The 22,052-nt window shown below is 61.2% G+C and carries 22 protein-coding genes and 2 tRNA genes; 11 read left to right on the top strand and 13 right to left on the bottom strand.

Annotation, left to right across the window (positions count from 1 at the left end; genetic code table 11):
• The first annotated feature begins 106 nt into the window (after positions 1 to 106).
• Positions 107 to 1,522 (top strand): glutamate--tRNA ligase, encoded by a 1,416-nt coding sequence (gene gltX, locus BN1121_RS03350; RefSeq protein WP_005347698.1) that lies wholly within the window; start codon positions 107 to 109, stop codon positions 1,520 to 1,522.
• 111 nt (positions 1,523 to 1,633) lie between these two features.
• Here gltX and grcA read toward each other — a convergent pair whose 3' ends face one another.
• Positions 1,634 to 2,014: an autonomous glycyl radical cofactor GrcA gene (gene grcA / locus BN1121_RS03345; protein WP_005347696.1), complete on the bottom strand. Its 381-nt coding sequence runs from the start codon at positions 2,012 to 2,014 to the stop codon at positions 1,634 to 1,636.
• Positions 2,015 to 2,377: 363 nt separating this feature from the next.
• Between grcA and BN1121_RS03340 the strand changes: the two genes are divergently transcribed.
• From BN1121_RS03340 to BN1121_RS03330, 3 genes are all read left to right on the top strand, one after another.
• Positions 2,378 to 3,097, top strand: a complete 720-nt coding sequence (locus BN1121_RS03340) for a substrate-binding periplasmic protein (RefSeq protein WP_005347694.1) — start codon at positions 2,378 to 2,380, stop codon at positions 3,095 to 3,097.
• 63 nt (positions 3,098 to 3,160) lie between these two features.
• Positions 3,161 to 3,829 (top strand): uracil-DNA glycosylase, encoded by a 669-nt coding sequence (ung, locus tag BN1121_RS03335; protein WP_005347692.1) that lies wholly within the window; start codon positions 3,161 to 3,163, stop codon positions 3,827 to 3,829.
• A gap of 86 nt (positions 3,830 to 3,915) precedes the next feature.
• Positions 3,916 to 4,455 carry a hemerythrin domain-containing protein gene (locus BN1121_RS03330; protein ID WP_005347689.1) on the top strand — a complete coding sequence of 180 codons (540 nt, stop codon included), beginning with the start codon at positions 3,916 to 3,918 and terminating at the stop codon, positions 4,453 to 4,455.
• A 50-nt stretch (positions 4,456 to 4,505) separates the two neighbouring features.
• Here BN1121_RS03330 and BN1121_RS03325 read toward each other — a convergent pair whose 3' ends face one another.
• Both BN1121_RS03325 and tal read right to left on the bottom strand, forming a co-directional pair.
• Entirely contained in the window at positions 4,506 to 4,685 is a 180-nt protein-coding gene (locus tag BN1121_RS03325) for a DUF3545 family protein (protein WP_043597169.1), read from the bottom strand.
• 141 nt (positions 4,686 to 4,826) lie between these two features.
• Positions 4,827 to 5,777 carry a transaldolase gene (gene tal / locus BN1121_RS03320; RefSeq protein WP_005347686.1) on the bottom strand — a complete coding sequence of 317 codons (951 nt, stop codon included), beginning with the start codon at positions 5,775 to 5,777 and terminating at the stop codon, positions 4,827 to 4,829.
• A 662-nt stretch (positions 5,778 to 6,439) separates the two neighbouring features.
• Here tal and BN1121_RS03315 point away from each other — a divergent pair.
• Positions 6,440 to 7,867: an alanine/glycine:cation symporter family protein gene (locus BN1121_RS03315; RefSeq protein WP_005347681.1), complete on the top strand. Its 1,428-nt coding sequence runs from the start codon at positions 6,440 to 6,442 to the stop codon at positions 7,865 to 7,867.
• Positions 7,868 to 7,948: 81 nt separating this feature from the next.
• On the opposite strand, the gene BN1121_RS03310 is transcribed toward BN1121_RS03315, so the two are convergent.
• From BN1121_RS03310 to BN1121_RS03300, 3 genes are read right to left on the bottom strand one after another with little or no spacing between them, the layout of a single operon-like run.
• Positions 7,949 to 9,910 carry a transglutaminase TgpA family protein gene (locus BN1121_RS03310; protein WP_043597196.1) on the bottom strand — a complete coding sequence of 654 codons (1,962 nt, stop codon included), beginning with the start codon at positions 9,908 to 9,910 and terminating at the stop codon, positions 7,949 to 7,951.
• A complete protein-coding gene (locus tag BN1121_RS03305; protein WP_005347677.1) occupies positions 9,907 to 10,833 on the bottom strand; it encodes a DUF58 domain-containing protein in 927 nt (308 codons plus the stop codon). The genes BN1121_RS03310 and BN1121_RS03305 overlap by 4 nt, the downstream gene beginning before the upstream one ends.
• Positions 10,830 to 11,732, bottom strand: a complete 903-nt coding sequence (locus BN1121_RS03300; protein WP_005347675.1) for an AAA family ATPase — start codon at positions 11,730 to 11,732, stop codon at positions 10,830 to 10,832. Before BN1121_RS03300 ends, BN1121_RS03305 begins: the two co-directional genes overlap by 4 nt.
• A 127-nt stretch (positions 11,733 to 11,859) precedes the next feature.
• Between BN1121_RS03300 and BN1121_RS03295 the strand changes: the two genes are divergently transcribed.
• Positions 11,860 to 13,128: a GGDEF domain-containing protein gene (locus BN1121_RS03295; RefSeq protein ID WP_043157103.1), complete on the top strand. Its 1,269-nt coding sequence runs from the start codon at positions 11,860 to 11,862 to the stop codon at positions 13,126 to 13,128.
• 1 nt (position 13,129) lies between these two features.
• Here BN1121_RS03295 and ruvX read toward each other — a convergent pair whose 3' ends face one another.
• From ruvX to metK, 7 genes are all read right to left on the bottom strand, one after another.
• Positions 13,130 to 13,549 carry a Holliday junction resolvase RuvX gene (gene ruvX, locus BN1121_RS03290; protein WP_005347671.1) on the bottom strand — a complete coding sequence of 140 codons (420 nt, stop codon included), beginning with the start codon at positions 13,547 to 13,549 and terminating at the stop codon, positions 13,130 to 13,132.
• A 20-nt stretch (positions 13,550 to 13,569) separates the two neighbouring features.
• Complete coding sequence (locus tag BN1121_RS03285) at positions 13,570 to 14,124, bottom strand: YqgE/AlgH family protein (RefSeq protein ID WP_005347670.1); 555 nt, start codon at positions 14,122 to 14,124, stop codon at positions 13,570 to 13,572.
• Positions 14,125 to 14,204: 80 nt separating this feature from the next.
• On the bottom strand, positions 14,205 to 15,158 hold the full coding sequence (gene gshB / locus BN1121_RS03280) for a glutathione synthase (RefSeq protein ID WP_005347669.1): 954 nt from the start codon (positions 15,156 to 15,158) through the stop codon (positions 14,205 to 14,207).
• A 41-nt stretch (positions 15,159 to 15,199) separates the two neighbouring features.
• Entirely contained in the window at positions 15,200 to 15,931 is a 732-nt protein-coding gene (gene rsmE, locus BN1121_RS03275) for a 16S rRNA (uracil(1498)-N(3))-methyltransferase (protein ID WP_005347668.1), read from the bottom strand.
• A gap of 2 nt (positions 15,932 to 15,933) precedes the next feature.
• A complete protein-coding gene (locus tag BN1121_RS03270) occupies positions 15,934 to 16,614 on the bottom strand; it encodes an endonuclease (RefSeq protein ID WP_005347667.1) in 681 nt (226 codons plus the stop codon).
• Between the two features lie 75 nt (positions 16,615 to 16,689).
• The gene (locus tag BN1121_RS03265; RefSeq protein ID WP_005347666.1) at positions 16,690 to 17,181 is read right to left on the bottom strand and encodes a SprT family zinc-dependent metalloprotease; all 492 of its coding nucleotides are present in this window, start codon (positions 17,179 to 17,181) and stop codon (positions 16,690 to 16,692) included.
• A gap of 60 nt (positions 17,182 to 17,241) precedes the next feature.
• A complete protein-coding gene (metK, locus tag BN1121_RS03260; protein ID WP_005347665.1) occupies positions 17,242 to 18,393 on the bottom strand; it encodes a methionine adenosyltransferase in 1,152 nt (383 codons plus the stop codon).
• A 348-nt stretch (positions 18,394 to 18,741) separates the two neighbouring features.
• Here metK and tkt point away from each other — a divergent pair, with 348 nt between their 5' ends.
• The 5 genes from tkt (at position 18,742) to BN1121_RS03240 (ending at position 21,997) form a co-directional block, all read left to right on the top strand.
• Positions 18,742 to 20,733: a transketolase gene (gene tkt / locus BN1121_RS03255; protein WP_005347630.1), complete on the top strand. Its 1,992-nt coding sequence runs from the start codon at positions 18,742 to 18,744 to the stop codon at positions 20,731 to 20,733.
• A 273-nt stretch (positions 20,734 to 21,006) separates the two neighbouring features.
• The gene (locus tag BN1121_RS03250; RefSeq protein WP_005347624.1) at positions 21,007 to 21,411 is read left to right on the top strand and encodes a hypothetical protein; all 405 of its coding nucleotides are present in this window, start codon (positions 21,007 to 21,009) and stop codon (positions 21,409 to 21,411) included.
• A 127-nt stretch (positions 21,412 to 21,538) separates the two neighbouring features.
• Positions 21,539 to 21,712, top strand: coding sequence for a hypothetical protein (locus BN1121_RS19675; protein WP_156139384.1), 174 nt, complete (start codon positions 21,539 to 21,541; stop codon positions 21,710 to 21,712).
• Between the two features lie 105 nt (positions 21,713 to 21,817).
• Positions 21,818 to 21,893: transfer RNA gene (locus BN1121_RS03245), tRNA-Ala, on the top strand.
• Positions 21,894 to 21,921: 28 nt separating this feature from the next.
• A tRNA-Ala gene (locus BN1121_RS03240) sits at positions 21,922 to 21,997 on the top strand.
• Positions 21,998 to 22,052 lie beyond the last annotated feature (55 nt).

Below are 22,052 nucleotides of genomic sequence, written 5' to 3'. Positions count from 1 at the left end.
GTTGCAAATCACGCCTCCCTTTTCCCATCTGACGGCAGGGGTGCTAAAATGCCGCCGTTTTTACGGCGAATCGGCCCGCGACCGGGCCCACACACAAGGCTTAACCATGAAAGTCAAAACCCGCTTTGCTCCCAGCCCGACCGGCTTCCTGCACGTCGGCGGTGCCCGTACCGCGCTCTACTCCTGGCTGTTTGCCAAGAGCCAGGGTGGTGAATTCGTGCTGCGTATCGAGGATACCGACCTGGAACGTTCCACCCAGGAGGCCATCGACGCCATCATCGAGGGCATGGAGTGGCTGGGGCTGGGCTGGGACGAGGGTCCCTACTACCAGACCAAGCGTTTTGACCGCTACAACGCCTTGATCGACGAGATGTTGGCCGACGGCCGCGCCTACAAGTGCTACTGCTCCAAGGAGCGGTTGGAAGCCCTGCGTGAAGGTCAGATGGCCAACGGCGAGAAGCCGCGTTATGACGGCAAGTGCCGGGATGGCGCGCACGAGCATCCGGCCGATGCCCCCCACGTGATCCGTTTCCGCAACCCGACCGAGGGCTCCGTGGTGTTCGACGACCACGTGCGTGGTCGCATCGAGTTCGCCAACACCGAGCTCGACGATCTCATCATCCGTCGTACCGATGGCGCCCCCACCTATAACTTCTGCGTGGTGGTGGACGACTGGGATATGGAGATCACCCACGTGGTGCGTGGTGAAGACCATATCAACAACACCCCGCGCCAGATCAACATCTACAAGGCCCTGAACGCTCCTGTGCCGGAGTTTGCTCACGTCTCCATGATCCTGGGCGACGACGGTGCCAAGCTTTCCAAGCGCCACGGTGCCGTCTCGGTGATGCAATACCGTGACGACGGCTACCTGCCGGAGGCCCTGCTGAACTACCTGGTACGTCTGGGCTGGTCCCACGGCGATCAGGAGATCTTCACCCTGGACGAGATGATCAAGCTGTTCTGCCTGGACGCCATCTCCAAGTCGGCCTCGGCGTTTAACACCGACAAGCTGCTGTGGCTCAACAACCACTACATGCGCACCCTGGATCCGGCCTATGTGGCCAAGCACCTAGCCTGGCACATGGCCGATCAGCAGATCGACACCGCCAATGGCCCCGAGCTGACCGCCGTCATCACCCTGCTGGCCGAGCGCTGCAACACCCTGTGTGAGCTGGCCGCCCAGAGCCGTTACTTCTTCGAGGAGTACGAGGCCATCGACGAGGCAGCCGCCAAGAAGCACCTGCGCGGTGTCGCCGCCGAGCCGCTGGCCCTGGCCAAGCAGAAGCTGGCTGCCCTGGAGAGCTGGACCACCGAGTCCCTGCACCAGGTGATCGAGGCCACTGCCGCCGAACTGGGGCAGGGCATGGGCAAGGTCGGCATGCCGCTGCGCGTGGCCGTGACCGGTCTGGGTCAGTCCCCCTCCATCGACGCCGTCATGGCCCTGGTGGGCAAGGAGCGCGTGCTGAGCCGCATCGATCGCGCCCTGGCGTACATCAGCGAGCGCATGGCCGCCGAATAACGCGCCTGTGTGGCATGAGAGCGGGCCCCATGATGGGGCCCGTTTTTTTTATCTGGCAGAAAACGAAGAAAGCCAGTCACTGGACTGGCTTTCTGGTCACTCAGAGAGGGATTACAGGCTCTGGGTGAAGGTACGGGTGATGACGTCGCGCTGTTGCTCCGGGGTCAGGGAGTTGAAGCGAACGGCATAACCGGATACGCGGATGGTCAGCTGGGGATACTTCTCCGGGTGCTCGATGGCATCTTCGAGGGTCTCACGGCTCAGCACGTTGACGTTCAGGTGCTGACCGCCTTCGACCTGGGGAGCAGCCTGAACGGCCACTTCGCGGTATTCAAATTTGCCCAGCTCGGCAACCTTAACCTGCTGATCGGCGGTGAAGGCGTCACCCTTTACGCAGATGCAACGAGCTTCCTGGTTTGCTTCGTCCAGCAGCCAGAAAGAGTTCAGCAGTGCGGCGTTGTCGGCCTGGGTGATTTGGATGCCCTTGATCATGGTACGACTCCTGTTGAGAGCGGATGGATTGTAAGGAAGTTACCCACGATCATGGAAAAGGGGCTGCCGCCTTACACCTTTAATTCGTTGAGGGCATATATAACATGGTGGTAATAGTACGGAAATTGATTTAAATCAAAAAATATTGATTTGGTTGCGTTTGTTTCAATGTAAACAATTGAACTTAATCAATAAAAAGTGATTTTTTGGATTCCAATAAGGTGTCTTTTTAATATATCAAAAGACGGTTAATGTTGTAAATAAACCACATGTTATGGGTGGCGCCCCTCGGATGACGGCGACCTGGCTTGGGTATTTGGCAAATAGGCTAGGCTTCGATAGGTAGTTGGCGCGGGAGGTGGTATGAAAGTCGGGCTGTTGGGGGCGCTCATGTTGCTTTGGTGTCAGCTGGTCCAGGGCGCGCCAGTGCGCATCGCTGTGGGGGAGTGGCCTCCCTACGTCAGTGCCAAGCTGCCACAGCAGGGGTTTCTTTGTGAATTGGTGAAAGAGGCGTTCAAAGAGGTGGGGGTTGAGGCCAGTTTCCATTTCTTCCCCTGGCAGCGTTCTTACAAGTTAACCCTGGCCGGTGAGTATCAGGCCACCATGCCTTGGTTTCGCTCCGCAGAGAGAGAGCAAGCCTTCTATTTCTCACAGCCTCTCGGACGCTTTACGACCCGGCTCTTTGCGCTGGCTGATCGCCCTTTGCCTGAATTGGGCGCACTGCGTGGATATAGGGTGGGGGGGACTCGTAGCTACTACTACGGGGAGAAGTTTGCCTCGCTACAACCCGAGCTGGAGATGGAGTGGTCAATGAGCGATGAGCAGACGCTGGGCAAACTGCTGCTTGGGCGCACGGACGTGATGGTGATGGATGAGCAGGTGGTGGCGTTTCTGCTCAAGGCCAAAGGTGTGCCAAGAGAGAAGCTTCGCGCCCACCCGGATCCGGTTTGGTCACAGGAAGGGGTCTTGCTTATCCCGCGGCAACTGCCCAATGCCAAGGATATGGTGATGAGGTTCAACCTGGGGCTGCGTCGATTACAGGAGAGTGGGCGCTTCGATCGCTATTGGCAGCCCTACCCTTGAGTTGCACCCGTAGAGCCCAGGGCCTATTCTGGGCCCTTTCGTCGATGATTGAGGGTAAGCAAGGTGCAAAGCTGGAGTGATGTGCTCGGGGCCGAGAAACAGCAGGATTATTTCAAGCAGACGATGGCCACGGTACGGGCCGAGCGCGAAGCGGGCAAGATCATCTATCCACCGGCTGCCGATGTCTTCAATGCCTTCAAGTTGACCGAGCTGGCTGAAGTCAAGGTGGTGATTTTGGGGCAGGACCCTTACCACGGCCCCAATCAGGCGCATGGTCTCTGCTTCTCCGTCCTGCACGGGGTGCGTATTCCCCCTTCTTTGGTCAACATCTACAAGGAGATGGAGCGAGATCTCCCGGGCTTTGTGGCGCCCGCTCACGGCTATCTCGAGAGCTGGGCACGTCAGGGGGTGCTGCTACTCAATACCGTCCTCACGGTACAGGCCGGTATGGCGCATTCCCACGCTCATCTTGGTTGGGAGACCTTCACCGATCGCGTCATCGAGGTGATCAATGCCTCACGGGAGGGCGTCGTGTTTCTGCTCTGGGGGGCCCATGCTCAGAAGAAGGGGCGCATCATAGACAGGGAACGTCACCATGTACTGACGGCTCCCCATCCCAGCCCTCTCTCGGCCCATCGCGGCTTCATCGGTTGTGGTCACTTCTCCGAGGCCAATCGACGGTTGCAGAGTGCCGGATTGGTACCTATTGATTGGACTTCCGTCTGCCGATAGCTTGACCGGATTCAAAGATGGTTCATTTATTGCGCATATAATACGGGTAAAGAATCCTTTTCATGTTCAGCGCAAGGAGTGCCGCCATGTTGTCCAGTCTGCATCAGGAACACGTCAATATTGCCAAGTTGCTGGCGCTGCTCAAGCGCAAGCTGCTGGCGATTCGGGCCGAGGAGAAGGTGAGCTATCGCCTGATCCGCGATGTAGTGGATTATTTGGGTGAGGTTGCCGACAAGCGCCACCATCCCAAGGAAGACATGATCTACGACTATTACCTCAGGTATCGAGTCGTCGATGGTGATCTGGGGAACCGCTTGCATGAGGAGCACCAGAAGCTCATCGACAGTGGTCGCGAGCTCAAGGAGATGGTTGAGATGATTCTCCTCGATGCGGTGATCCCGCTGGAGCAGTTTACCGCCAAGCTGGAGCAGTTCATTACCCTGCAAGAGAACCACATGAACTACGAGGAGAGGGTGGTCTTTCCCCTGCTGCGGGAGTCGCTGACCGAGGATGATTGGCGTCATCTCGAGCAGAGTTGGCTGGTTCATGCCCAGGCCGATCCCCTGTTTGGTCCTGAGGTCGCGCAGCACTTTCACGATCTGGCTGAGCGCTTGGCGTTGCACTGAGTGTCCTGAAAGCAGAGACCCCGCCGAAGCGGGGTCTCTCATTAAGAGGCTTAGAAGTCGATATCGTCGCGTGCGCCATCGTAGGCAATGTCGATGGACTGCAGTTCCTTTTGCAGACGATGCTTGTCCTTAAGCGCTTCGATCTCTCTCCATTTCCTTTTTTTTCCCGTGCTCCGGCTGCGTGAACCGGGTTCAACAACATCTTCAAAATCGAAGTCGAACCTTTCCATGGTCACCTCCTAGATTTGTTGTAGTTGTCACCACCGATATATCACAACAACCTGGAAATTAAAACGTTTGCGTGACAGCTTGGTGACAGGCACGAAAAAGGGCAGCCGATGGCTGCCCTTGGTCTCGTTTGGCGCGACTGATTACAGCTTGCTGGCCAGCATGGCTTCCAGCTTGCCCTGGTCGACGGCGAACAGGCGAATACCTTCGGCCAGCTTTTCGACCGCCATGGCGTCCTGGTTCAGTTCCCAACGGAATTCGGCCTCGTTCATGGGGGTGGGCTTGGCTTGCTGCTCACCCTTGAACTCAAGCTTGCGTACCACGGCGCCTTCGCTCTTGCTCAGCTCTTCCAGCAGTGCCGGGCCTATGGTCAGGCGATCGCAACCGGCCAGCTCAAGGATCTCGCCGGTGTTACGGAAGCTGGCACCCATGACCACAGTGTTGTAGCCGTGCTGCTTGTAGTAGTCGTAGATAGCGGTAACGGAGACCACGCCCGGATCTTCGGCGGCGGTGTAGTCACGGTTGTGCTTGGCCTTGTACCAGTCGAGGATGCGGCCCACAAACGGAGAGATCAGGAACACGCCGGCTTCGGCACAGGCACGGGCCTGGGCGAAGGAGAACAGCAGGGTCAGGTTGCACTGGATGCCTTCTTTTTCCAGCACCTCGGCGGCACGGATCCCTTCCCAGGTGGACGCCAGCTTGATCAGGATGCGATCGTTGCTGATGCCGGCTTCGTTGTAGAGACGCATCAGCTTGCGAGCCTTGGCGATGCTACCTTCGGTGTCAAAGGAGAGGCGGGCGTCCACTTCGGTAGAGATACGGCCCGGAACGATCTTCAGGATCTCGAGACCGATGTTGACAGCCAGCTTGTCGCCGGCGTCGATGATCTGCTGCGCCTTGTCACTGCTTTGGGCCTTGGCCCAGGCGATGGCGTCTTCGATCAGCGGGGCGTACTCGGGAATCTCGGAGGCCTTCAGCACCAGAGAGGGGTTGGTGGTGGCGTCGATGGGCTGGTAGCGTTTGATGGCTTCGATGTCGCCGGTGTCGGCAACCACAGTGGTCAGGGCTTTCAGCTGGGTGAGTTTGTCGGCCATAGCAATGTCTATCTCTCTGTGTCGGGGCGTTCCCGGGTGGTGCGTCGGATTGCCTGAAAGTTAATTACAGCAGGCCCTCGGCAAAACGCGAAATTCGGCACGCCGGCAGGGGCTGACGGCGGCGCCTGCCTACTTAATACCTCCGGCCGCGACACTGCAAGTAGGACGATTGTCGATGCTTTGTACTATGGGGGCGAGGTTCTGGCTTTCATATCCATATCTAATTGAAAAAAAACAATAAAATTACCTATTTTTCGATGCTGGCTCGAGCGGTCCAAGAATCTTATTTTTTTAAGGGAATAAAGTAATGTGATCTATGTCGCCATAATGGTGATGAAAAGAACTTGAAATTTTACTACATATAAACGTTTTGATGTTTTTTGCCCCTTTTTAGCCGCAGGGTGCGAAACGGTTTTATCACTGCATCGCCAGGAAGATATGCCGGAAATCATCCTCCCTGGGGCATGCAATAGCCGCATTAAACGGACCTTATTGGACAATAATTCGGCTTTTTTTAGTGAAATTGGCGGGGGAGACTAGGTCATCAGCCCCCCCTGTGCTAGATTCCGGCCCCTTAGAAATTGCTCAAACATGAGTAAGACAGACAGGATAAGACGGGGCCACTGGCTACTGTCTTGGATGTTAATTAGAACGAGATGCTTATGGATACACTGATTGCACTGCTCAATGATCTGCTCTGGGGGGCGGTTCTTATTTACCTCCTCATCGGGGTGGGTATCTTCTTCACGGTTCGACTCGGTTTCATACAGGTGCGTCATTTCGGCCACATGTTCTCCGTATTGAAGAACAGCCGTAAGTCGGATAACGCGGGGATCTCCTCGTTTCAGGCGCTCTGCACCAGTCTGGCTGCCCGCGTCGGCACGGGTAACCTGGCTGGCGTGGCCGTGGCCATCTATCTGGGTGGGCCCGGGGCCATCTTCTGGATGTGGCTGATTGCCTTCATCGGTATGGCGACGGCTTTTGCCGAGAGCGCCCTGGCGCAGCTCTACAAGGTAAAGGACGAGGATGGCAACTACCGTGGTGGCCCGGCCTATTACATGGAGAAGGGGCTCGGTATGCGCTGGATGGGGGTGGTCTTCTCCCTCTGCCTGCTGCTCGCCTTCGGTCTGGTATTTAACGCAGTCCAGGCTAACTCCATCAGCCAGGCCATGAATGTCGCCTTCGGCATCCCCGACTGGGCCAGTGGCCTCGCTCTGGTCGCCCTGTCCGGTCTGATTATCTTCGGCGGTATCCGCGGTATTGCTCGCTTCGCCGAGATGGTGGTGCCCTTCATGGCGCTGGCTTATATCGCCATGGCCTTGATGATCGTCATGATGAATATCACCGAGCTGCCGGGCGTTTTCGCCCTGATCATCAAGTCCGCTTTCGGTATCGAGCAGGCGGGTTCAGGCGCTTTGGGTTATGCCATTTCCCAGGCGATGATCAACGGCATCAAGCGTGGTCTCTTCTCGAATGAGGCCGGCATGGGCTCTGCCCCTAACGCGGCAGCGACCGCCACTCCCTATCCGCCCCATCCGGCCTCTCAGGGTTATGTGCAGATGCTGGGCGTGTTTGTGGATACCCTGGTTATCTGTACCTGCACCGCCTCTATCATCCTGCTCTCCGGCCAGTTTGAGCCAGGATCCGGGATAACCGGCGTGGAGCTGACCCAGCGGGCGCTCTCCTCCCAGGTGGGAAGCTGGGGTAACATCTTTATCGCCGCCGCCATCTTCTTCTTCGCCTTTACTTCCATAGTGGCGAACTACTCCTACGCCGAAACCAACCTCATCTTCCTCGAGCACAACCACAAGGCCGGCCTGTTGCTGTTCCGTCTGGTTGTGCTGGCGATGGTGATGTTCGGCTCTGTGGGTGAACTGCCCACCGTTTGGGCCATGGCAGATGTCTCCATGGGATTGATGGCGATCGTCAACCTGATTGCCATCCTGCTGCTCTCCGGTGTGGCCATCAAGTTGGCCAAGGATTACAACGATCAGCTCAAGTTGGGCAAACTGCCTACCTTCGATGCCAACAAGTATCCTGAGATCCGCAGTCAGCTGGAGCCCGGAATCTGGGATAATCCCAAGTCCTGAACGGGTTAACGGGGGGAGCCATTGGCTCCCCTTTTTCATGGCTACCGTTTGCTCCTGTGCGGCAGGGCGTCAAGGCATGACTCATCCCTTGTCGTCAGCGGTGTAGCCTCTGATTGCGGCGCTCCAGTTGCGCGCAACTTGACGCAGCCTGCGCTTCAGGGCGCGGGCCGTGCGGCCGCGCTGCCTCGTCGAGAGAGGGGCGTAGTGAAGACGGCGATGAAGCCAGGCGCACCGCCGCAAGGGGTGGCCAAGCTCGGGCAAGCGTTCGGCCAATCGCTCGCACCAGAGGGGGAGGGACTCGCCTGCCAGCGGGGCGAGATCTCGCCTCGCCGCGCGTCGCAGCAAGGGGCGCCAGGGGCGTGCCACCCGGCCTTCGCCATCGTGCAGTAACAGCAGCAGGGGCAGGCTGAAGAGGGTCAGCCCCCCCAGGATCAGCCAGGGAAGGTGACGGCGTAGAGAGGGCCAGGGGGTCGTCAGCCGTTGCCAGAGGGTGCTGGCATCATAGTTGAGGACCCAGCGGCTCCAGTGGTAGTCGACGCTGGCCCACCAGAGGCGCAGCGGGGTCAGCCAGGCCAACTGTCGATAGCGCAGCGGCGAGAGGAGCCCCTGCCCGGCCTCTTCGGCGTCGGTGAGGCGCTCCGGCGCCACCACGGCGGTAGGGTCGAGGCGCTGCCACTTCCCCTGTTCATCCAGATACTCCACCCAGGCGTGGGCGTCGTACTGATAGAGCGCCAGATACCCCCCTTGCGGATTCCACTCCCCCCCCTGATAGCCGCTTACCAGACGTGCCGGTATTCCGGCGGCGCGCAGTAAGAAGGCCGCCGCCGAGGCGTAGTGGGCGCAAAAGCCGCGCCGCTGAGTAAACAGAAACCCGTCGACAGGATCGGCGCCCAACAGAGGAGGGGTGAGCGTGTAGGCAAAACCGTCACGGGCAAACAGCTCCAGAAGTCGCTCGGCAAGGCGCGTGGGGGACTCCCCTTGCCATTGCCGTGCCAGCTCCCTTGCCATTGGGTTCCCCTGGGAGGGGAGCTGCAAGTTGCGCCGGCGAACCTGCTCGTCTGCCCGCGCCTGTCCCCCTCTGGTGACCCGGTAGCCGATGCGTTGGCTGCCATCATCGAGGCGATAGAGGGTGTTGGCGGGACTGAGTTGCACTGGGCCAGAGCGTGGCACTGGGTTCTCCAGTGCGGGTAGCCAGCGCAGCCGCTGAGGCTCGGCGATGATCTCGTACTCATCGCTTCCCGGAGGGCCTGCGACAGTGGCCGTGACCGGCTGCGGCCACTGCTTGCGGCGCCAGGCCAGCAGGGATGGCGCCAACTGCCAGGCGTCGCCATCGAACCACTCCTGGCGCAGCACGGGAAAGTAGCGCTCGCTTGCTAGCGGTAAGGCGCCGCCAAAGGTGACCCGGAAAGCGAGCTCCCCGGATTGCAACAGGGACCCAATCTCCCCCGGTGCGACCCTCTCGCTGAGTCCACTGCGGGCCAGGTGACTCTGGGGGACCTGCCACAGGGGGGGCAGCCTGGGTAGTAATAAGAAGAGGCCGGCCTGGAGAGGAAAGGCCAGCAAGAGGGCGAGCAGGGCCGGTTTTTGGGGGGATTGTCCCTGTGGCCAGCAGGCCAGCACCAGAGCGCCGATCGCCAGCAGGTAGACGGCGCCGAGCAGCAGCGCCCAGGGCAGGCTCTGACGCTCGATGAGGGAGAGAGCGATGAGGAAAAAGATGACCACCAGGAGGGGCTCCATGTCGCGCTCGCGGGAGAGTTCCAAAAACTTCAGACCGTAGGCGAGGCAGAGCAGGTTGATGAGGGTCGCGAGCAGGCCGCTGCCTCTTGCGCCCAGTAGCAGCAGGGCCAGCGCCGCGAAGGTGAGCAGCAGGCGCAGGTAGCGCGCAGGGCTGGGCCAGCCGCGCCACAGGGTCAGGCCTCGCCATCCCTGGCAGGCCAGAATGGCGAGTACGACCCAGCCGTGCAGATAGGGCCAGAGGGCCAGCAGCAGGGGGAGTTGCAACAGCAGGGCCAGTAGCCAGAGACGTCGACTCTCCAGCATCAGGCGGCTCCGTAGCGTGCCAGCGCCCAGCGACACTCCCGAAGGAAGGCGGCCGAGGCGTCCGGCCCCTGAGGGGCCTCCAGGACCAGGGTGAAGGGGTGTCCCTCATGGCACAGGTGCTGGCACCACCAGGCCAGGGTAGCGAGGCGCTGCTCGAGATCCCCTCTGACTCGCCCCAGGGTAAGACAATCCGGCGCCCCCCCTCCCTCGCTGAAGCGCTTGCTGAGCAGTCCTCGCCCACGGGCCAGCTGGCGCCAGGCGATGCGGCTCTGGGGCTCTCCCCTCTGGTAGGGGCGCAGCTCGTGAAAATCCCCGATGGGAGCGGGGCGGACGTGTTGATCATCTTGTTCACCCTCCCCCTCCGGATCCAGCAAGGGGGCTGCCAGGGGGCTGGGGGCGAGCCAGAGGCTCAGCTCCAGATCGAGCAGGCTCCAGCAGCGAAACAGCCCCAGGGGGTAGCAACTCTCGATGCGCAGGCGCTCGAGCGGGAGGCGACCGCGGCGCGCGCCCATCAGTGCCAGGGTGAGGGTCTGCACGCCCGAGTGGCTCTCGGCCAGGTGGAGCTGACTGTCGTTTTGGGTGATCACCAGAGCTCTGGCGTGGCCGCTCAGGGTGATCGGGAGCGGAGCCGGGCAGCCCACTTCGCCGAGCTGGGGGGAAGAGCCGGCGAGGCGCAGGCCGCTCAAGTTACGGTGGGTGAGCAGCATGGTGACCAACAGCAGGCTGCCCATGCCATAGGCGAGCAGCAGGACCAGATTGCTCTGGTAGTTGGCGCCTAGCAGGAAGATGGAAAACAGGGTGAGTAGGAACAGCCAGCCGAGCCGGGTCGGCAGGATGAAGAGGTTGTGGCGACTCAGTGTGATCTGACGGGCCGGCGGGATGCGCCGCGCCAACCACCCCTGTTGCCATTGCTGCCAGCGGGTCATGGTCGCTCCGGATCGACCCGCTCCAGCAGGCGCTGGCTCAAGGGGGCGCTCTCTCCCTTCTGCAGGCCGAAGCTGCCTCTCAGTCGGTGCTCGGCGACGTAGGGGAAGACGGCCTGTACGTCGTCCGGGGTGACGAAGCGGCGCCCGGCCACGAAGGCCCAGGCCCGGCTCACGGCCAGCAGGGTCTGGGCTGCGCGCGGGGAGAGGGGCTGGGGCAGTTCGGGGTCGAGCCGGCTCTGGGCGACCAGGGAGAGCAGGTACTCCAGCGTGCCGTCGGCCACGTGCAGCTGTGCCACCTCCTGCTGCAGGGTCATCAAGGTACTGGCGCTCAGTTGGGGTGGTGGCAAGGGGGCCTGCTCGCCCTTGAGCAGGGCTCGCTCGGCATCCCGCGCCGGAAAGCCCAGCGAGAGACGCACCGCGAAGCGATCGAGTTGGGACTCCGGCAGCGGATAGGTGCCGGCCTGATCCGCCGGGTTTTGGGTGGCGATGACGAAGAAGGGGGTCGGCAAGGGGTGGCTCTGGCCATCCACGCTGAGACTGGTCTCGCTCATGGCCTCCAGCAGGGCGCTCTGCACCTTGGGGCTGGCACGATTGATCTCGTCGGCCAGCAGTACTTGGGTGAAGAGGGGGCCGGGGTGAAAACGAAAACACTGTTCGGGCGGATCGAAGATGGAGACGCCGATGAGGTCGGCCGGTAGCAGGTCGGCGGTGAACTGAACCCGGCGGTAATCGAGCCCAAGCGCGTGGGCCAGCGCATGGGCCAAGGTGGTCTTGCCCATGCCGGGCAGGTCCTCGATCAGCAGATGGCCTCGGGCCAGCAGGGTCACCAGGGCGATGCGGATCTGCAGGGGCTTGCCCAATATGACCCCCTCCAGTGTCGTCAGCAGTGATTCCAGCAAGCTCGCCTCCTTCTCTTCACACTCGACTTGAGCTTAGTCCCTCGGTTGGCGCCAGAGTTATAGAGTTGTCACACAATAGTTGCCCGTTTTTCGATAGAATGGCGCTCTGTCGAGGATAGGGAAACAAATGAGACTTCTGAGAAGGATGTGGCTGATGGTGGCCCTGCTGATGGGGCTGACCGTGTTGCTGGTGGCGGCCTATGAATGGGGGCCGCAGAAGGAACTGAGGGTAGCACCAGATGGTGTGGGCTCTTTCACGACCGTCGACGACCGATCTGCTGGTGGCACTTCGGTGGCGCGCCTGGAAGAGGGCGATGCGATGGCGTGCGATCTGAGCCTCGACTACCGCTGGCCTTACTGTGAACTCCTCATCACGCTGACCCCGCCCGAGAAGGGGATAGACCTCTCGGGCTATGAGGCGCTGCGGGTCAAGCTACAGGCGCAGGGTGCGGCGGAGCTACCCTGGCGCATCTACCTGCGTAATTACCACCCTGCCTACTCCCGACCTAACGATCCCGTCTCGCACAAGGTCAACGCTATCCTGCTCGATCTGCAGGCCTATCCGGGTGAGGTGGAGATCCCGCTGACCCTCTTCACGCCGGCTACCTGGTGGCTCACCGACTACGAGATCCCCTTGATGCAACAGGGGCGCGACATCAGCCGGGTCTTCGCCATCGAGATAGCGACTGGCTCAGGGGCGCCGGCGGGACGCTATCACCTCAAGGTGGAATCCCTCAGTTTTCACGGTCCCTGGCTGCCGGCCTCGACCTTCTATCGTAGCCTGATGCTGTTCTGGTTCCTCTCGCTGCTGGCCATGCTGGTGCTGGATTACAGCGGTATGCGCCAGCGGCTGGCACGCGTCAGTGAGCGGGAGCGCCTCTCGCGCCAGCGCAACCGGGAGTTGGAGCAGTTTTATCGACTGGCCAGTGACGAGGCCCGTTACGATCGCCTCACCGGTGCCGTCAGCCGCAGCGAGGGGGAGCGCTTGCTCACCGAGTGGCAGGAGGGGGTGTTGATCTTCATCGATATCGATCACTTCAAGAGGATCAACGATAGTCGCGGGCATGCAGTGGGAGACGAGGTGCTCAAGTCGCTGGTCAGCGAGCTCACCTACTGTCTGGAAGAGGGCTCCACGCTGTGCCGTTGGGGAGGGGAGGAGTTCGTGGTGCTGGCGCCGGCGCGCCCCCTCTTCTGGGGTGTCGCGCTGGCCGAACAGATGCGTAAGACCCTCTCCTCATCCTCCCTCTGGCCGGACGGGCTCAGAGTCACTGCCTCGTTCGGTGTGGCCGAAGGGCGGCCCGGGGAGCCGGTGGAAGAGCTACTCCGGCGGGCCGATCTGGCGCTCTATCAGGCCAAGAATAAGGGGCGTAACCGGGTCGTGGCGGATCCTCGATGAGTCAGTACTGAGCCTCAAACCAGGACTCGAGGATGAGCTGGGCCGAGACGGCGTCCACGCTCCCCTTGTCCAGCGCCCTGTAGCCGCCGCGCTCGAACAGGCGGGCGCGAGCGTCTGTGGTGGTGAGACGCTCGTCCTTGAACTCCACCGGCTTGCCGAAACGGCCGTGCAGTCGGTTGCCAAACTTGCGGGCCCGTACCGTGATTTCCTGTTCGGTGCCGTCCATGTTGAGCGGCAGGCCGACGATCAGCAGGTCAGGCTGCCACTCCTTGATGAGCTTCTCTATCTCGTCCCAGTTGGGGATGCCGTCGTTGGCCTTGAGCGAACAGAGTGGCGAGGCCGAGCCGGTCAGCTCCTGGCCTACCGCCACGCCGATGCTCTTGGTGCCATAGTCAAAGCCCATCAGGCTGCGTGATGTCATAAGGAGATCCTGGTGCGTGGTCAGGCGTGGCCGACTTGGGGGGAGAGGTGCAGGGTGTTGATGCCGATACTGGCGGCCGCCTTCTCCCAGCGCTCGTGCACCGGGGTGTCGAAGATGAGGCGGGTATCGACCGGCACGATGAGCCAGGCGCCGTCCAGCAACTCTTGCTCCAGTTGACCTGCGCTCCAGCCGGCGTAGCCCAGAGTGACCAGCCAGTGGCTTGGGGCCTGGTCGGTACCCAGGGTTTCGAGAATGTCCCGTGAGGTGGTGACCATCAGCTCGTCGCTCAACACCAGGCTGGAGCCAAAGCCCGCCATCTGGCTGTGGAGCACGAAGCCGCGATCGTTGGCCACCGGCCCCCCCTGCAGCACTGGCTGCTCCAGCTCGAGCGTGGCGGGGTGATCGATCTTGACCTGCTCGAGGAGCTCATCGACCTGCATCTCGAGGGGAATGTTGACGACCAGTCCCATGGCGCCCTCGTCGTTGTGTTCGCACAGGTAGACCAGGGAGCGCTCGAAATACGGGTCTTTAAGGCTGGGCATGGCCAGCAGGAAGTGATTTTGCAGTGTGTGCATGCTCGGGTTCTGTATCGATTCTCGCGTGCTGTAAGTATGGCTGCCGCGGCCGGAGAGGGAGCACTGGCCCCCTCTTTCGGTCAGCGCTTGCCGAGACGACGCTCGATGGCGTCCATCAACATGGCGCTGATGTGCACCGGGAAGGTGGCCTCGATCTCGCGGATGCAGGTCGGACTGGTCACGTTGATCTCGGTCAGGCGATCGCCAATGATGTCGAGCCCGACGAAGATGAGCCCCTTATCCTTGAGTGTCGGGCCGACCGCGCGGGCGATGGCCCAGTCAGACTCGCTCAAGGGGCGCGCCTCGCCACGGCCGCCGGCGGCCAGGTTGCCGCGGGTCTCTCCCTGGGCCGGAATGCGGGCCAGGCAGTAGGGCACAGGCTCGCCGTCCACCACCAGCACCCGCTTGTCGCCCTCCTTGATGGCGGGCAGATAGGTCTGCGCCATGCAGTACTGATTCCCGTGGGCAGTGAGCGTCTCGATGATGACGCCGACGTTGGCGTCATCTTCCTTCATGCGGAAGATGGAGGCGCCGCCCATGCCGTCGAGCGGCTTCAGGATGACGTCCTTGTGCTGCGCGTGGAAGGCGCGCAGCTTGTCGGCGCGGCGCGTCACCAGCGTGGTCGGGGTGTGCTCGGCAAACCAGGCGGTGTAGAGCTTCTCGTTGGCATCGCGCAGGCTCTGCGGCTTATTGACGATGAGGCAGCCTTCGTCCTCGGCGCGCTCCAGCATGTAGGTGGCGTAGATGAACTCGGTGTCGAACGGCGGATCCTTGCGCATCAGGATCGTGTCCAGGTTCGACAGGGGCTGATCGACCACATCACCGAGTTCGAACCAGTGCTGATAGTCGTGGCGCACCTTGAGGGGGCGCATGGTGCCAAAGGCGCGGCCCCCTTCCATGTAGAGATCCTTCATCTCCAGATAGAAGAGTTCATAGCCGCGCTTTTGCGCCTCTTCGAGCATGGCGAAGCTCGAATCCTTCTTGATGTTGATAGACGAGATGGGGTCCATCACGATGCCAAGTTTGATGGTCATCCGAGTTTCCTTCTGTATGGGCGCCCGCAGTGGCGGGCGGTTCAGGCCAGATCGCCGAAGCGGCACTGTAGCGCTGTGATGACGGTCAGGGCGGCCGTCTCGGTGCGTAGCACGCGCGGACCGAGCAGCATCTCTTTGAAGCCGTGCTCCACCGTATCAGCAATCTCCCGCTCAGACAGCCCCCCTTCGGGGCCGATCAGCAGACGAACCCCGTTTGCGGGGGCGGGCAGGGTGCTGATGCTGTACTCGGCACGGGGGTGCAGGTTGAGCTTGAGCTCCGCCGTCTCCTCGCGCATCCAGTCGCTGAGCTCCATCGGCATGCGCACCTCGGGCACCCGGCTGCGGCCACTCTGCTCGCAGGCGCTGATGACGATCTTCTGCCACTGCTCGCGCTTCTTCTCCAGCCGATCGGCCGGCAGCTTGACACCGCAGCGCTCGGAAAAGAGCGGAGTGATGCAGGTGACGCCGAGCTCGACTGCCTTCTGGATGGTGAAGTCCATCTTGTCGCCGCGGCTGATGACCTGCCCCAGATGGATCGCCAGCGGCGACTCGACCCGGTTATCGGTGACGGCGGTCACTTCCACCTCGACACCCTTCTTGGTCACGGCGCGGATCACGGCGGAGAACTCTTCATCGCCGCCATTGAACAGGGCCAGCTCTTGCCCTGGCTGCATGCGCAGCACCCGGCCGACGTGATTGGCACCATCTTCCGAGAGGGGGAGTGTGAGGCCCAATGCGAGTCGGGCCGGTTCATAGATTCGTGGAATACGCATGCTTATTGGCACTGCCTGTCGATGAAGGGGTTACTGTTGCCCTGGATCCTGGTGATGCGGCGGTTGCGTTCGCACTCCCAGCCCTCGGCCGGATACTGGCGATCCCAGGCTTCGAACAGTTTACGCTGCTGCGCCGCCAGACGCAGCCCATACTGCTGGCTCATGTAGAGGTAGGCGCGGGCGATCTGGCCACGCACCGGCCCCTTGGGCGGTTGCACCTGCCGGCTCTTGAAGTCCACCAGCATCTGGCAGTGGCCATACTGGTTGGGTTTACCGTTCCAGTCGGAGAAGCCGTAGTTGGCGCGATCGCCGTTCACCTCACCGATGGCAGGGAAGAGATTGTGCATGTCCCCTTCCATGGTGTTGAACTGGTCGCTCTTGCCGCAATTCTTGCGGCCCCCTTGTTGCCAGCATTGGAGCTGATGGCCGAACGCCCAGGCCGGCACCACGTGCTCCCACTCGATGCGAGAGGCGCGCTCGGCCTGCTTGCGCGGCAGATAACCGCAGCTTTCCCAGTCGGGGGCCATCTTCTTGCCATTGAACTTGATATTGCAGCCGCAGTAGAAGGTGACGGGGTGGCTCTGATGGAGCTTGACCAGATCCTGCTTCGCCTCGCGAAACGTCTGGGCAGAGGTGGTGCCGGCGGCCAGGGCGCCGAGCATGATGAGCATCAATCGAAACATAAAATCGCTTAATTCTTCATGGGGTTAGGCACGAGGAGGGGAGATTACCACAGGGACGATGGCCTCGGCAGGGGGTCAGCCGACGGGGTGCAGTTCACTGCGACAGGCTCGGCAGTGGTAGCGCGCCTCGCCTCGTTGCACCTTGTTGTGACGACGCACCGAGAGGGCGTGCTCGCGGCAGGCGCAGCGGTAGGCAAAGGTGCGCTCGGCGAGCGGCGCCAAGTCAAAGCGGTGGGTGACCCGAGGCGTCAGGCCGAAGATCTCCTGCATCACCGATTGCCACTGACGACCGTGGGGCAGCACCCGAGCCTTGCCGCGGCCGCTTCCCCACAGGGCGTAAACCAGCAGGTGCGCCACCTCGTGGGGCACTACCTCGGCGTGAAAGACAGCCTCGTTACCGGCATAGAGGGTCGGGTTGAAGCGCAGCTCCCAGGTTTGCAGACGAGCGGTGCCGGCGGCGCGGCCGCGCAGGTCGCAGCGCACCAGGGGGCGCGGAAAGGTGCGCCCGAGCCGGTCTTCGGCCTGGGCAAAGCAGGCGTCGACCCGTGCCGTGATGAGGCTGTGCATGGTGGCGTTCATGGCAGATAACAAAAAGGGAGCCGAAGCTCCCTTTTTCCGGCTTGCCGATTACAGGCCGGCGGCGTCGCGCAGCAGCTCGGCCTTGTCGGTCTGCTCCCAGGGGAACTCGGCGCGACCGAAGTGACCGTAGGCGGCGGTGGCCTGGTAGATGGGACGCTTGAGGTCCAGCATCTCGATGAGGCCGTAGGGGCGCAGTTCGAAGTGCTGACGGACCAGCTTGACCAGCAGGTCTTCGGAGACTTTGCCGGTGCCGAAGGTTTCGACACTGATGGAGGTCGGCTCGGCCACGCCGATGGCATAGGAGACCTGCACTTCGCAGCGATCGGCCAGGCCGGCGGCGACGATGTTCTTGGCCACATAGCGGGCGGCGTAAGCGGCGGAGCGGTCAACCTTGGACGGATCCTTGCCGGAGAAGGCGCCACCACCGTGACGGGCCATGCCGCCATAAGTGTCGACGATGATCTTGCGACCGGTCAGACCGCAGTCACCCATGGGGCCGCCGATAACGAAACGGCCGGTCGGGTTGATGAAGTACTTGGTGTCCTTGGTGACCCACTCGGCCGGCAGCACCGGCTTGATGATCTCTTCGCGTACCGCTTCCACCAGGTCTTCGTGGCTGATGGAGTCGCAGTGCTGGGTAGAGAGCACCACGGCGTCGATGCCGAGGATCTTGCCATCGTTGCCGTAGGCGAAGGTGAGCTGGCTCTTGGCATCCGGGCGCAGCCACGGCAGGGTGCCATTCTTGCGCACTTCGGCCTGACGCTTCACCAACAGGTGGGAGTAGGTGATGGGGGCCGGCATCAGCACGTCGGTTTCGTTGGTGGCATAGCCGAACATCAGGCCCTGGTCGCCGGCGCCCTGCTCCAGCGGATCGCTGCGGTCGACGCCCTGGTTGATGTCCGGGGACTGCTTGCCGATGGCGTTCAGCACGGCGCAGGAGTCGGCATCGAAGCCCATGTCGGAGTGGGTGTAGCCGATGTCGCGCACTGTGTCGCGCACGATCTGCTCGATGTCGACCCAGGCGGAGGTGGTCACTTCGCCGGCCACCATGACCATACCGGTCTTGACCAGGGTTTCGCATGCGACACGCGCCTTGGTGTCCTGCTTCAGGATGGCGTCGAGTACCGCATCGGAGATCTGGTCGGCGATTTTATCGGGATGGCCTTCGGAGACCGACTCGGAGGTAAATAGCTTTGCCATGATGACCTTGCCTGTAGTTGTGGGCCGCCGCCGCGACCGCATATAAAGACGGATTACTTGTAGAGGTATCTACATCTGGACGTCTATTTTAGATAGCGCCCCTCTCGATTGCCAGTACTATTTTCCCCAGAAGGGACCAATCGGCGCCGAATATTTTCCTTTCCGGACCCGTGACCGAATGCGCCAACAAAGTGTTCACAAATCAATCGTTTTCTTTAGACGGAAAAGCGATTGGCCTCCCAAAGCCGGGATCCCTGGCCAGATAGTGTTTGCACCGCGTTCGCCCTGCTGGGAGAATATCGGCCTTGCTATTTGGGCAATCACACGAAGCAATCGCAGGAGATACCGATGCCTTCTCGTAAAGAGCTTGCCAATGCCATCCGTGCATTGAGTATGGACGCCGTTCAGAAAGCCAACTCCGGTCACCCGGGTGCCCCCATGGGGATGGCGGACATCGCCGAGGTGTTGTGGCGCAGCCACCTGAAGCACAACCCGAGCAACCCGACCTGGGCTGATCGTGACCGCTTCATCCTCTCCAACGGCCACGGCTCCATGCTGCTGTACTCCCTGCTGCACCTCTCCGGTTACGACCTCTCCATCGATGATCTGAAGAACTTCCGCCAGCTGCACTCCCGCACCCCGGGTCACCCGGAGTACGGCTACGCGCCGGGCGTCGAGACCACCACTGGCCCGCTGGGTCAGGGCATCACCAACGCCGTGGGCATGGCGATCGCCGAGAAGGCCATGGCTGACCAGTTCAACCGTCCCGGCCATGAAGTGGTGGATCACTACACCTACGCCTTCATGGGCGACGGCTGCCTGATGGAAGGTATCTCTCACGAGGCTTGCTCCCTGGCCGGTACCCTGGGTCTGGGCAAACTCGTTGCCTTCTGGGATGACAACGGCATCTCCATCGACGGTCATGTTGAAGGCTGGTTTACCGATGACACCGCCAAGCGTTTCGAAGCCTATGGCTGGCACGTGATCCCGGGTGTTGACGGTCACAGCCCGGAGGCGATCAACGCCGCCATCGAAGCCGCCAAGGCCGAGACTGGCAAGCCGACCCTGATCTGCTGCCGCACCATCATCGGTTACGGTTCCCCGAACAAGTCCGGCTCTCACGACTGCCACGGCTCTCCGCTGGGCAACGACGAGATCAAGGCTGCCCGTGAGTTCCTGGGTTGGAACCACGAGCCGTTCGTGATCCCGGCCGATATCGCTGCCGAGTGGAACGGTCGCGACAAGGGCGCTGCCCTGGAAGCCGAGTGGGATGCCAAGTTTGCCGCCTACGCCGCCGCCCACCCCGAGCTGGCTGCCGAGTTCAAGCGCCGCATGACTGGCGAACTGCCGGCCAACTGGGCGACTGAGTCGACCAAGATCATCGAAGCCCTGCAGGCCAACCCGGCCAAGATCGCTACCCGTAAGGCCTCCCAGAACGCTCTGGAAGCCTTCGGCAAGCTGCTGCCGGAATTCATGGGTGGCTCTGCGGATCTGGCTCCGTCCAACCTGACCATGTGGTCCGGCTCCAAGTCTCTGACCAACGAAGACGCCGCCGGCAACTACATCCACTACGGTGTGCGCGAGTTCGGCATGTCCGCCATCATGAACGGTATCGCCCTGCACGGTGGTTTCGTTCCCTACGGCGCGACCTTCCTGATGTTCATGGAGTACGCTCGTAACGCTCTGCGTATGGCAGCCCTGATGAAGCAGCGCGCCATCTTCGTCTACACCCACGACTCTATCGGTCTGGGTGAAGATGGCCCGACTCACCAACCGGTTGAGCAGATCGCCTCCCTGCGTCTGACCCCGAACATGTCCACCTGGCGTCCCTGTGACCAGGTAGAGTCCGCCGTGGCCTGGAAGTTCGCCATCGAGCGCAAGGACGGTCCGACCAGCCTGATCTTCTCTCGCCAGAACCTGGCCCAGATGGATCGTACTGCCGAGCAGCTGGCCAATGTGGCCAAGGGCGGTTATGTCCTGAAAGACTGCGCCGGCACCCCGGAGCTGATCCTGATCGCCACCGGCTCCGAGGTCGAGCTGGCCGTGGCCGCCTATGAGCAGCTGACTGCCAAGGGCCATGCCGTGCGCGTGGTCTCCCTGCCGGCCACCGACGTGTTCGACGCCCAGAGCGCCGAGTACAAGGAGTCTGTCCTGCCGTCCTCTGTCACCAAGCGTGTCGCCATCGAAGCCGGCATCGCCGACTACTGGTACAAGTACGTGGGCTTTGGCGGCAAGATCATCGGTATGCGCACCTTCGGTGAGTCCGCACCGGCCGAGCTGCTGTTCAAGGAATTCGGCTTTACCGTGGAAAATGTGGTTGCGACCGCAGAATCCCTGTAATCGCTGAGCATTGGACCGCCTTGGTCCAATAGCCTGAGAATAAAACGCCCTCCATCGCAAGATGGGGGGCGTTTTTTATAGGCCTCACGGTGGCCGATAGAAGGGAGACGGCGATAGCACACCCCACTCGCTTTTTATCCAGGGCGGCGCTACTGTGCGGTCCGTATGACACCTTATACAGTGCCTCACCGTCATTGGATCACCGCCGTTCCATGCGTCAACAGGCGCATAGGGCGGACTAGATCGGTTTATTAAACGAAAGGGAAACATGTCATGGCTTGTGTGATAGAGATAAACCCTGCTACGAAGACGGTGACGGTGAACAGAGACGCCTACGATCTCACCCGCGTCTCTGGCGTACAGACCAGGAGGCTGACCTGGAGAGACAAATTGCTCAATATGTTGCTGCTGGGGTTACTCACGTCCAGCATCCTGTTTCTCTTTGTCCCCCCCGAGAGTCAGGGCCAGGCACTGACCCTGCTACTGCCTGGATTGGGGTTTGTTACCGGCGTTGTCATGGGGATGTTTGCCAGCGCGAGCTATGCCTTCATGTTGGAGTTCAGGTTCGGGGATGAGACTGGCGTCCAGTGGGTCACGGTCGCCAAGTCTCGACATGCCCGAGAATTTGCGCTTTTCAAGGCAAAGGAGCAGGAGCTTCGACAAGCGTTGCACCGCTAGTCGGTGGTGGGTAAGGAGAGAAGAGGGATGCTGTGGGTGAAGGCGCGTGGCGGCACTACAAGCCCTGCGCGCCTGAGTGCCCCGTACGGCGTTGCAGTGAGCCGCACAGACGACTCGATGCACGAACATGGCGATTCAAGTGCGAGCCGTCAGCGTGCTGTCAGGCGTGCAGGGGATGAAATGGGCTGTCGCCTGGTTTCCTGACCCATGTCGAGTTGTTTTAGCTGGCGTTGACTCCGGCTTGGATGGCGCACTTTCTGGCCATCTTGGTCGTAAAAAACTCGAACAGAGCAAAAAGTGAGTGAACGGTTCCGGGCGGCCATTTTTATGGTTGACAGAAATGACCAGGATGCCTAATATGCGCCTCCGTTGCCAGACGATAAGTGTGGTGACGCCGAGGTGAGTTGGGGTTATAGCTCAGCTGGGAGAGCGCTTGCATGGCATGCAAGAGGTCCGCGGTTCGATCCCGCGTAGCTCCACCAAATTCTCCTCGAATACATCTGGAACGCTGGGGTTATAGCTCAGCTGGGAGAGCGCTTGCATGGCATGCAAGAGGTCCGCGGTTCGATCCCGCGTAGCTCCACCAGGTTCCCGATGCCCAGGGCAGTATTGCCAACCTTGTGGGGTTATAGCTCAGCTGG

The organism is Aeromonas diversa CDC 2478-85, assembly GCF_000819805.1.
Lineage (GTDB): Bacteria > Pseudomonadota > Gammaproteobacteria > Enterobacterales > Aeromonadaceae > Aeromonas > Aeromonas diversa.
This window is presented reverse-complemented; position numbering and strand designations above follow the sequence as displayed.

Excerpts from the sequence above, each read along its gene's own strand:
- gltX (WP_005347698.1), top strand. The coding sequence starts at position 107 with ATGAAAGTCAAAACCCGCTTTGCTCCCAGCCCGACCGGCTTCCTGCAC.
- grcA (WP_005347696.1), bottom strand. The coding sequence starts at position 2,014 with ATGATCAAGGGCATCCAAATCACCCAGGCCGACAACGCCGCACTGCTG.
- BN1121_RS03340 (WP_005347694.1), top strand. The coding sequence starts at position 2,378 with ATGAAAGTCGGGCTGTTGGGGGCGCTCATGTTGCTTTGGTGTCAGCTG.
- BN1121_RS03330 (WP_005347689.1), top strand. The coding sequence starts at position 3,916 with ATGTTGTCCAGTCTGCATCAGGAACACGTCAATATTGCCAAGTTGCTG.
- BN1121_RS03325 (WP_043597169.1), bottom strand. The coding sequence starts at position 4,685 with ATGGAAAGGTTCGACTTCGATTTTGAAGATGTTGTTGAACCCGGTTCA.
- tal (WP_005347686.1), bottom strand. The coding sequence starts at position 5,777 with ATGGCCGACAAACTCACCCAGCTGAAAGCCCTGACCACTGTGGTTGCC.
- BN1121_RS03315 (WP_005347681.1), top strand. The coding sequence starts at position 6,440 with ATGGATACACTGATTGCACTGCTCAATGATCTGCTCTGGGGGGCGGTT.
- BN1121_RS03305 (WP_005347677.1), bottom strand. The coding sequence starts at position 10,833 with ATGACCCGCTGGCAGCAATGGCAACAGGGGTGGTTGGCGCGGCGCATC.
- BN1121_RS03295 (WP_043157103.1), top strand. The coding sequence starts at position 11,860 with ATGAGACTTCTGAGAAGGATGTGGCTGATGGTGGCCCTGCTGATGGGG.
- ruvX (WP_005347671.1), bottom strand. The coding sequence starts at position 13,549 with ATGACATCACGCAGCCTGATGGGCTTTGACTATGGCACCAAGAGCATC.
- BN1121_RS03285 (WP_005347670.1), bottom strand. The coding sequence starts at position 14,124 with ATGCACACACTGCAAAATCACTTCCTGCTGGCCATGCCCAGCCTTAAA.
- gshB (WP_005347669.1), bottom strand. The coding sequence starts at position 15,158 with ATGACCATCAAACTTGGCATCGTGATGGACCCCATCTCGTCTATCAAC.
- rsmE (WP_005347668.1), bottom strand. The coding sequence starts at position 15,931 with ATGCGTATTCCACGAATCTATGAACCGGCCCGACTCGCATTGGGCCTC.
- BN1121_RS03270 (WP_005347667.1), bottom strand. The coding sequence starts at position 16,614 with ATGTTTCGATTGATGCTCATCATGCTCGGCGCCCTGGCCGCCGGCACC.
- BN1121_RS03265 (WP_005347666.1), bottom strand. The coding sequence starts at position 17,181 with ATGCACAGCCTCATCACGGCACGGGTCGACGCCTGCTTTGCCCAGGCC.
- metK (WP_005347665.1), bottom strand. The coding sequence starts at position 18,393 with ATGGCAAAGCTATTTACCTCCGAGTCGGTCTCCGAAGGCCATCCCGAT.
- tkt (WP_005347630.1), top strand. The coding sequence starts at position 18,742 with ATGCCTTCTCGTAAAGAGCTTGCCAATGCCATCCGTGCATTGAGTATG.
- BN1121_RS03250 (WP_005347624.1), top strand. The coding sequence starts at position 21,007 with ATGGCTTGTGTGATAGAGATAAACCCTGCTACGAAGACGGTGACGGTG.
- BN1121_RS19675 (WP_156139384.1), top strand. The coding sequence starts at position 21,539 with ATGGCGATTCAAGTGCGAGCCGTCAGCGTGCTGTCAGGCGTGCAGGGG.